1 protein-coding gene is annotated in these 443 nt (G+C 69.5%); it reads right to left on the bottom strand.

Annotated elements, in window-relative coordinates; translation table 11 throughout:
- Positions 1 to 423: site-2 protease family protein (locus D7V77_RS42610; RefSeq protein WP_199734014.1), on the bottom strand; the 423-nt coding region annotated here is incomplete at its 3' end.
- Between the last annotated feature and the right edge of the window lie 20 nt (positions 424 to 443).

The raw sequence follows: 443 nt of genomic DNA, 5'->3' as shown, positions 1-443 counted from the left end.
GATGAGCAGCACCGACATCCCGATGAGGACGAGCGAGACGGCGTACGCGACCGGCAGCGCCTTCGTCACGTCGACGTAGACGGGGCCGGCGACGCCGCGCGCCTGCGCGATGGGCCGCTTGATCGCCTCCCACAGCGCACCCGCGATGTGGCCGCCGTCGAGGGGCAGCAGCGGGATGAGGTTGAACACGAACAACGCGAGGTTGAGGGAGGCGAGCAGGTTGAGCAGCAGCAGCACCTTCTGGCCGAGTTCGACCTTCGACGACTCGGCGACGTCGCCCGCGATGCGCGTCACCCCGACGACGGAGATCGGCCCGTTCGGATCGCGCGCCTCGTCGCTGAACGCCGCCTGCGCGACGCCCTTCATCTTCTCCGGTATGTGCAGCACGACGCCCGCCGTCTGCTTGATGCTCGTGCCGAGCATGCCGGGGACAGCACCCGGGC

This window comes from Corallococcus sp. CA041A (assembly GCF_003612075.1).
GTDB classification, from domain to species: Bacteria; Myxococcota; Myxococcia; order Myxococcales; family Myxococcaceae; genus Corallococcus; species Corallococcus exiguus.
This window is presented reverse-complemented; position numbering and strand designations above follow the sequence as displayed.